The sequence below is a fragment of the Atopobium sp. ICM42b genome (genome assembly GCA_000564995.1).
Lineage (GTDB): Bacteria > Actinomycetota > Coriobacteriia > Coriobacteriales > Atopobiaceae > Lancefieldella.
This window is the reverse complement of sequence record JDFH01000035.1, coordinates 1-8,632: the sequence shown is the minus strand read 5'-3', so window position 1 is coordinate 8,632 and position 8,632 is coordinate 1. Positions and strand designations below refer to the sequence as shown.

Genomic DNA, 8,632 nt, shown 5'->3' with positions numbered 1-8,632 from the left:
CCGACAAAGAAACCGCTGGTCCAAATACCTTTTCAAGCATATCTGCCACGCTGTTGAGCTCTGGTGGAAGCGCTGAACGAGCAGCAATATCCTCTGGTGAAGCTGGTACTGGAGCAGGCTTTGGAGCCGGAACTGGTTCGGGTTCAGGCGCTGCAGGTGCAGGTGCTGGTGCGGGTGCAACTGGAGCCGCTGGTGCAGGCGCAGGCGCTGCAGGTGCAGGCGCTGGTGCGGGTGCAACTGGAGCCGCGGGTGCGGGCGTAGGCGCGACTGGAGCTGAAGCGACATCTTCAGCGGAATCATCCAAAACCGCAGCTACATCGTCATCGCTGTAAGGTACCTGATCGTAGTCGAAAGCCTCAGTAGGCGCACTGCCAGACGCAGGCTCATCCCAAGGCATCGGATATGACGCCTCTGGCGCTGGTGCATCGGGAGCTGCAGGCGCTGGAGCAGACACAGGTACCTGAGCGGGAACAGCGGCAGGAGCGGGCTGCGCAACTGGCTCAGGAGCTGGTGTGACGGGCGCAGCAGGAGCCACTGGAATTGCAGGCGCGGGTGCAGGAGCTGGAGCCGGCATTTGAGCTGCACGTTTTTCTCGAGAGATTGCCGTTGCGGCAAGGCTCGACTCAACATATTTGATGCGACGCGGGCCCATAACCTGGGCAACGCACTCTTTTACAAACTCAGAAACTGCTGGCGCGCTGAGCATCCTCATAGCAAACGAAGAGCCCTTTGGCAGCGTAACTACCAGCTCAGAGCCATCGTCGGACTCAAGCGTTGAGCTGACCAGCAGGGCTGCATGAGCGGCGTTCTTAGACGCACAAACCTTGCCGACTTCTTTCCACTGTCTGACGAGAAGTGCGTCTGCCTGGTCAACTTCTTTTGGAGCAGGCGCAGGCGCTGGTTGCGGAGCTGGCGCGGCTGCGGGTGCTGGTGCAGGCTGCGGTGTTGGAGCTGGCGCAGATGCAGGCACAGCGACTGGTGCAGGTGCCGGAGCTGGAGCTGGCTCTGGAGTTGCAACTGGAGCGGGAGCCGCCTGTGGTGTGGGTGCTGAAGCCGCCGCTGGTGCGGATGCAGGGACGGGAGCCGGCACGGCAACAGGAGCTGGCTGTGGTACCGGAGCAGGTGCGGGAGCTGCGGGTTTCTCGCCAGCAGAAACAGCAACAACACCGCTTGCTAGCTGCTGCTCAAGAACTGCTAGCCTGTCGGCCAGTGCTTCCAATGAAAGCTCCGTGTTAGGACGCGCCAGCTTGGTAAACGCAACCTCTAGAACAAGTCGCTGGTTCACGGCAGTGCGCATCTGATTTGCGGCGTCACCCAGAACAGTCAGGACTCTGGAGAGCCTATCAACCGAACCAAAGGCCTGAGCCTCTTTGGTAAGCTGCTCGGTTGATGCGGTGGAATTTGCCAGCGCTGGAGAATCAACGCCTACAGCTGCGGCAATGTAGAGATCTCTTACGTGAACGGCAAGCTCGCGCGTGAACTGCAGCAGATCTTTACCGCCTTCAAACAGCGTGTTTACCGTGGTAAAGAGCGAGGAAATGTCGCGCTGAGCCAGAGCCATCGCGGCATTGTTAATAAGAGAACCGGATGACTGACCCAAAACGTCGCGAACCGTCTGCTCAGAAATAACGCCGCCACCATAAACGGAGAGCTGCTCAAGAGAAGAAAGAGCATCACGCATGCCACCGCGTGCATGACGAACAATAAGATCAATAGCTGCGTCTTCGTAGGTAAAGCCCTCGTTTTTGCAGACGGTGACCAGGTGCTCTGCCATCTCGTCAGCAGCAATGGAACGGAAGTCAAAGCGCTGCACGCGGGACAGAATAGTTGCAAGAATTTTCTGAGGGTCGGTGGTACACATGATAAACGTCACATGCGAAGGAGGCTCCTCCAACGTCTTGAGCAGTGCGTTAAACGCCGCCGAGGTAAGCATGTGCACCTCATCGATGATGTAGACCTTGCCCTTGCCACGCACGGGAGCGTAACTAGCGCGAGAAATAATCTCTTCTCGCACGTTATCAACGCCGGTGTTAGAGGCGGCGTCAATCTCAAAGACATCTGGATGCTGACCTGCAGCAATCAACTGGCAGTCCTCGCAAGTGCCGTCGGGCAGATGACCAGGCGCCTCGTGACAAAGGATAGCTTTTGCCAGCAGGCGAGCCATAGTGGTCTTACCTGTGCCGCGAGGTCCGCAGAACAGGTATGCGTGGCTGAGCTTTTGCTCCAAGACCGCTCGCTCAAGAGTGCCGACCACATGCTTCTGGCCAACTACCTGCTCAAACGTTTGCGGGCGATACTTTGTATACAGTGATTCCATTCGTCCTCCGACGGCAGATTTTTCACTTTCAAGTATACCCTCTGAGCTAAGAGGGTTTCTCGCCAAACAAAAACGGGGCAGCCGAAGCCACCCCGATTCTGTACTCTGCGGTCTTTGCGCGAGCAAATACCTGCTACTCTGCAGCCTCTTCGGTTGCAGGTGCCTCGGCCTCAGCCTCAGCCTCTGGCTCTGCAGCTGGTGCGTTCTTTGCGAACTCAGCAGCACGCTTTGCCTTCTCAGCAGCCTTAGCCTCAGCAGCAGCCTTACGAGCAGCCTCCTGCTCAGCAGCCTTAGCAGCCTTTGCCTCCTTGGCAGCCTTAGCAGCCTCGAGAGCAGCGTTTGCTGCGCCACCGAACTTGTCGGCGAAGCGCTGGACGCGTCCACCAGTGTCGACAAGCTTCTGCTGACCCGTATAGAATGGGTGGCACTTGTCGCAGAGGTCAAGACGCATCTCTGGAACAGTTGCGTGTGTGGTCCAGGTGTTTCCGCAGGTGCAACGAACGGTGCACTCTACGTACTCTGGATGAATACCTTGCTTCATGCAGGACTCCTTACATCGGCTCTGGTTTCCGACCAGAGCAGGGGTGTCTTTATGAGCACGTGCTCAATCAAGACAATAAGCTGAAAAAGTATAGCAGAACAACCCTTCTGTTGCTAGAAGTACTTGGCGAGAAATTCATATTTTGTGCAGATAATTCTTGTGTACGACAACTGTGCAACAACGATGCGACAACTATGCGACAACTGCGAAACAACTTTTTTCTTGCACACGACAACTTTAGAGATGTGTCCAATGGGCTAAAATCCAATACGTCATAAAAAGCTGGTCTACAGCCCTTGGAGGCATAATGTTTTTATCGATTGATGTAGGTAACACGCAAACTGCCATTGGTTTATTTGACAGCGAAGGCACTATGGTGCGCGGCTGGAGAATGCCTACCGATCAAAGCGACACCTCCGACATTCTGCACGGCCGCCTCTTCACGTTCTTCCAGAAAGATGGACTGAACCTAGACGACGTTGAGGCGGGTGGACTTTCGTGCGTGGTTCCTGTTATTACACGTGCTTGGCAGCGCTGCTTTGAGCTGCTTCTCAACAAGCCTCTGACCCGCATTAACGCGCTTTCCACGGATAAGATTCGCTTCAATATCCCCCACCCCGAGCTTGTAGGCGCCGACCGCGTAGCAAATTCTGTTGCCGCAACTGAGCGCTACGGCTATCCAGTTATTGTGGTTGATTTTGGCACCGCAACCAATTTGGACGTTGTCGATAAGGACGGAGTATTCCGCGGAGGCGCTATTTCACCAGGTATTATGATCTCTGCAAACGCTCTGTTTGCGCGCGCAGCTAAGCTCTCCAGCATTCCTATCAAGGCTCCCGAAACTGTCTTGGGCAACACTACAGAAAGCGCTGTTCAGGCAGGTATTGTAGTAGGCGCCGCCGCTCAGGCAGAGGGTCTGGTTGCCAGAACGCTCAAAGAGCCTGGTATTGAGGGTGCGACTGTTATTGCAACGGGTGGTCTGGCAAACACCGTTAGCGAAGCAACAGATGTCTTTGACGTGGTTGATCCGCAGCTTACTATGCGTGGCATTTATCTGATTTGGAAGCAGTCCACTCAGGCTGCCAAATAATTGACGCCGCAGCCGCGTTACCGCAGTTAAACCAGCAGCTAAACCGGCGGTTAAACCGCTGGCACAACAGAAGCTTCGTCCTCACTCACAAGGATTTCTTTACCGTCCTGGTCAACAAGGATGGCATGACCCCACACGTCAATGCCGCCAAATCGAGCGGTCAGCGCAACGTTACCACTGGGGTATACCTTGTAGACCTGCTGTCCAAGCAGAGGAACCATATCAAAGTAGTCGCTCAAAATCAGTGCGATAGGTCCCGCAAAACTCCTTGCACGCTTAACTTGCTGCTCCCACACGCCTACGCTCTGAACTACCAGTTCAGAGACCTTTTTGGCGAGAAGTTCTGTATTGCCCGCAACGCCAAACGCTGAGCTCAGCGCCTTGACGTCTGCGACAATACTCACCACAGCAAACATTCCCTCTTGATAGCCTGCGGTTGCCTTGATTGAGGCCACTACCTGGTCTTTATAGCAGATATCGTAAGGCCAACAAATGCCAAAGTTCTCATCTAGCGCACGCAAGAACTGACAAAGTCCCAGCGCTACAACGTATGGAACGGCAGGTACATACGGCATCGAGACGCCAAGACGCACAACGGTTGCAATCTCAAAGGGTTTCTCGCCAGATGATGGGTGCGCTGATGCCGGAGCACAAGCCGATTCGGAGCAGTCCTCTTGGCCAGATGCAGCACATTCCTGCACGTCAGAGACGCGGAATACAAACTCGCCCGTTTGTGCGCCGCCACGTGCTAGCTCTAAAGCTTCCTGTGCTACTCCCACGTAATGACTCCCAAATCCTCAGTTACGTGACCAACACGCTGGTCAGGAGGGGCAATCTCCACACCTCCGTGCGAGAAGAAGCGCACCGGATCATGCATCAGGTCCTCCATAGGCACAAGCACGTAATCGCGCTCGCCCATGCGTGGATGAGGCAAAGTGAGGTGTTTACCTGCGTGTTGTTCGCCCTCAACCCACAGAAGGTCACAGTCGATAGTGCGAGGTCCATGGCCCTCCTCGCCTTTCTTGCGTGTGCGGTTGAGAGCGTTCTCTACCTCAAGCAACTTATCCATCAGCACCAGCGGATGGAGCTCAGTTCTAATCTCGGCAACGGCGTTTACCACGGGTGTAGCAATACCGTATGCAGGCTCAGTTTCGTAGGCGTGGCTGAGAGAAACAACGCAGGTCAGAGGAATCTCATCGATGAGCTGCGTTGCGCGAGCCAGATAACCCACGCGGTCGCCTACGTTGGAGCCAAGCGCCACAAATCCCTGACGAGGATCGCGCTCGGTCATAGCCCAGTAAGCGTTGATAGCCTGAGCGGTTCCCGCAACATCGTGAACGCGCAGGATACGGGCACCGTTGGTGATTGCGGCAATGCAAATTGCATGCGTAGCTGCGTCGCGCTGCGTAGCCTCAGTTACGCCAGAAACAGCGCCGACAAAGCGCTTTCTGGACACGGCGCAGAGCAGTGGATATCCCATAGAAACCATCGAGCGAGTAGCACGCTGAATAACAACGTCCTCGTCAGCAAACTTGTCAAAGCCTGGACCTGGGTCAATGCAGATGCGGTCCTTGGAAACGCCAGCGCGCATCAAACCGCGAGCCTGGTCGCCCAAAAAGCCCATAATCTGGCGCATGATAGGCGCCTCTTCAGGCAGGGTAAAACGGCGCTGCGAGCTCAGCGTGCGTGTCTCGGCTCCTGTAGCTGCGGCTCGAGCAGCTGCACTACCAGTAGGGCGAGAAGGGCGCATGTCGTCCAGCTGCACCTGCTTGCGCTCAACACGAGCTCCAAGGCCGTCCTTATTCCAGTGCATCACAATGCAGCCGCAGTCAGACTCCGCAGCTACGGCAACCATCTCTGGATCGGTGAAGCCGGAAACGTCGTTGATGATGGATGCTCCAAGACGGACGCACATCTTTGCTACCTCGGCGTGACGCGTGTCGATGGAGACAATTGCTCCAGCAGCTACCAACGCGCGCACCACAGGTACTACGCGCTCAGCCTCTTCTGTAGGCAGAACAGGTGTGTGACCTGGTCGAGTAGACTCTCCCCCAACGTCAATGATGTCAGCGCCTTCATCCAGCATCTGTAGACCGCGTGCAATTGCAGCATCTGGATCAAAGTTCTTTCCGCCATCAGAGAACGAGTCTGGAGTGACGTTGAGAACGCCCATAATCCTAGGACGCGCCAACGAGATAGTGTGAGTTCCACATTGCCAGGTGTTGTAGCTTTGACGAAGCATGAATCCTCCTTGCCAGCTATGAATGTTTCTATTGTAGCGGTATTGGTGGCTACTAGTCGTATACCATGGATTTATTGAAAGTTTATTGCCGCAAACGCACCGCTTGGCGCCGTAACTGGAGCGTGGAACGCGCGTTACTCGCGGCTACTGTGATACGAATCCACTGCGACCTAAACCACCAGGTCGTAGTATGAAAGAGGAGTTATGAGCGATACTCGAGAGTACAAGCTAATTTCCTGGAACGTTAACGGTCTGCGTGCCGTGCTCAAGAAAGAGCCTTCGTTCACGGAAATTTTTGAAACCATAAATGCTGATGTATTTGCACTTCAAGAGACTAAGCTGCAAGAAGGCCAGGTTGAGCTGGACCTCCCTGGCTACGTTCAGACCTGGAACTACGCAGATAGAAAGGGGTATTCGGGCACAGCGGTTTTCTCGCGAGAAACCCCTCTGCAGGTAATTCGTCAGATTGGATGCCCCGTTGCTGACGACGAAGGTCGCGTTTGTGCGCTGGAGTTTGAGAAGTTCTGGTTTGTGTGCGTATACACGCCAAATTCAAAAGACCAGCTTGCGCGCTTGGACGAGCGTCTTGAGTGGGATCAGCACTATCGCGAGTTCTTAGCTGAGCTGTCTGAGCAAAAACCAGTAATTACCTGCGGCGATTTTAACGTTGCTCACAACGAGATTGACCTTAAGAACCCATCGTCTAACAGGCAAAACGCAGGCTTCTCTGATGAGGAGCGAGAAAGCTTTACTAAGCTGTTGGACGCAGGCTTTACCGATACATTTAGGTATCGCCATCCCGACATGACCGGCGCTTACAGCTGGTGGAGCTACCGCTTCAACGCTCGCAAGAACAACGCCGGCTGGCGCATCGACTACTTCCTGGTCTCCGATCGCATTGCTGAGCAGGTCAAAAGCGCATCCATCTTGAGCGAGGTCTACGGCAGCGACCACTGTCCTGTTGAGCTGAGCATTGAGCTGTAGTACGCGCAGGTAGCGAGAAGACTGGTCTTCTCGCCAGGGTTGCCTCATGATGGCAGCCGTGATTAACTAGAGTTGTCGATTGGAATTCAAAGGAGCACGTCATGCGCATTACTTGCGACGTTCATACTCACAGTCTGTACTCGAGGCACGCCTATTCAACCGTTGAGGAGAACGTTCGTGCAGCTTCTGAGCGTGGCTATGAGCTGCTTGGAATCACCGATCACTTCTCGTCCATGCTGTATGACCAGCAGACTATCAAGAACTTTCAGTTCTATATGAACACCGCTATTTGGCCAGAGACCTGGTACGGCGTCAGGCTGCTTCACGGCGCTGAGGTTGATATTGTTGACCTTGAGGGCAACCTGTTTGCCTACGATATTACGTTTGACCAGGGTATTAATGGCGATAAACTCCGTCAGCCTCATATTCTTGGCGAGCACATCCTAGGTACCTGCGATTATGCGGTTGCTAGTATTCATAGTAAGCAGTGGGCTGCCGGTGCCTCGCAGAAGCAGATTACCCAAATGTATGTAAATGCACTGGATAATCCACATGTTTTGATTCTTGGTCACCTTGGTCGCAGCGGTTTAGATTTTGATGTTCCGGCGCTTGTCAGAGAGTGTCGCGATCGCGGTAAGCTCATCGAGATGAACGAGGCCACACACGATGAAGGCCAGCGTGAGGTTGCTATTGAGCGTTGCCGTGTGATTGCAGAGACCTGCGCTGAGCTGGGATGCAAGCTTTCTTTTGGCTCAGACGCTCACATTGCAACCCGCATTGCTGACGCACATTCTGTTATCAAGCTGCTGGAAGAGGTTGACTTCCCTGAGGAGCTTATGGCTTGTCGCGATGCCCAAACGTTTTTGAGCACCATCGCTGACGCTAAGATTCCAGCTTCTAAGCAGGGATACTAAGCCAGGCACGAGCACTGCAACTAAGGCGTCGCGCTGTTCGAACGGCTGCAGCTCACAACAACATTGCACAAAGAAACAAAGCCGCGTTTTCACGCGGCTTTGAACTGCCTCCCATTTCTTAGACACGAGAAATAGGAGTCAGTTCAAAACACACCTAAGTCAGATAATCTGTCAAAAAGACGTATACATGACGCAGAAATTGCCACAAACATGCAGATTATCTTTATTAGATGTGTAAAATGCCCGCATCTGAGCAGAATATCTGAATTAGGTGTGTTCCGTAGATACAGAATTCATCTATAGTTAAATTTCTTATATAAGTCTATTCATGTTTAAGCATATTAGATGAAGTTTATGCATAGATATGCATATCAGGTAGTGTGACCGCCTGGCTGCCTGGCTATCTTGATTAGGAACATGTCGATTCTTCGGCAGAACCTACCAAAGCTACGCTATTTTGTTCGCCAGGCCTAAAAGTCGACGCTAACACGCTGCAGAATCATAATCACCCGCATATGAACTGCCTCCCATTTCTTATGTCCAT

Annotated in this window: 7 protein-coding genes; 3 read left to right on the top strand and 4 right to left on the bottom strand. The window is 53.7% G+C overall.

The genetic code is table 11. The features are described 5' to 3' along the window. Positions 1 to 2,317 (bottom strand): DNA polymerase III subunit gamma/tau (gene dnaX / locus HMPREF1493_RS06765; RefSeq protein ID WP_051485346.1); only part of this gene is annotated, 2,317 nt, incomplete at its 3' end. A gap of 133 nt (positions 2,318 to 2,450) precedes the next feature. Next, entirely contained in the window at positions 2,451 to 2,858 is a 408-nt protein-coding gene (rpmE, locus tag HMPREF1493_RS06760) for a 50S ribosomal protein L31 (protein WP_035428886.1), read from the bottom strand. A 307-nt stretch (positions 2,859 to 3,165) separates the two neighbouring features. On the opposite strand from rpmE, the gene HMPREF1493_RS06755 reads away from it, so the two are divergent. Beyond that, positions 3,166 to 3,948: a type III pantothenate kinase gene (locus HMPREF1493_RS06755; protein WP_035428885.1), complete on the top strand. Its 783-nt coding sequence runs from the start codon at positions 3,166 to 3,168 to the stop codon at positions 3,946 to 3,948. Between the two features lie 50 nt (positions 3,949 to 3,998). On the opposite strand, the gene HMPREF1493_RS06750 is transcribed toward HMPREF1493_RS06755, so the two are convergent. Then, a complete protein-coding gene (locus HMPREF1493_RS06750; protein ID WP_035428884.1) occupies positions 3,999 to 4,727 on the bottom strand; it encodes a hypothetical protein in 729 nt (242 codons plus the stop codon). Next, entirely contained in the window at positions 4,718 to 6,190 is a 1,473-nt protein-coding gene (gene folP / locus HMPREF1493_RS06745) for a dihydropteroate synthase (RefSeq protein ID WP_035428883.1), read from the bottom strand. The genes HMPREF1493_RS06750 and folP overlap by 10 nt, the downstream gene beginning before the upstream one ends. Before the next feature lie 204 nt (positions 6,191 to 6,394). Between folP and HMPREF1493_RS06740 the strand changes: the two genes are divergently transcribed. Together HMPREF1493_RS06740 and HMPREF1493_RS06735 are read left to right on the top strand one after the other, a co-directional pair. After that, positions 6,395 to 7,174 (top strand): exodeoxyribonuclease III, encoded by a 780-nt coding sequence (locus HMPREF1493_RS06740; RefSeq protein WP_035428882.1) that lies wholly within the window; start codon positions 6,395 to 6,397, stop codon positions 7,172 to 7,174. A gap of 101 nt (positions 7,175 to 7,275) precedes the next feature. Then, the gene (locus HMPREF1493_RS06735; protein WP_035428881.1) at positions 7,276 to 8,088 is read left to right on the top strand and encodes a PHP domain-containing protein; all 813 of its coding nucleotides are present in this window, start codon (positions 7,276 to 7,278) and stop codon (positions 8,086 to 8,088) included. Positions 8,089 to 8,632: the final 544 nt, after the last annotated feature.

Bases quoted from the DNA above. Each gene is read 5' to 3' on its own strand.
- rpmE (WP_035428886.1), bottom strand. From the start codon at position 2,858: ATGAAGCAAGGTATTCATCCAGAGTACGTAGAGTGCACCGTTCGTTGC.
- HMPREF1493_RS06755 (WP_035428885.1), top strand. From the start codon at position 3,166: ATGTTTTTATCGATTGATGTAGGTAACACGCAAACTGCCATTGGTTTA.
- folP (WP_035428883.1), bottom strand. From the start codon at position 6,190: ATGCTTCGTCAAAGCTACAACACCTGGCAATGTGGAACTCACACTATC.
- HMPREF1493_RS06740 (WP_035428882.1), top strand. From the start codon at position 6,395: ATGAGCGATACTCGAGAGTACAAGCTAATTTCCTGGAACGTTAACGGT.
- HMPREF1493_RS06735 (WP_035428881.1), top strand. From the start codon at position 7,276: ATGCGCATTACTTGCGACGTTCATACTCACAGTCTGTACTCGAGGCAC.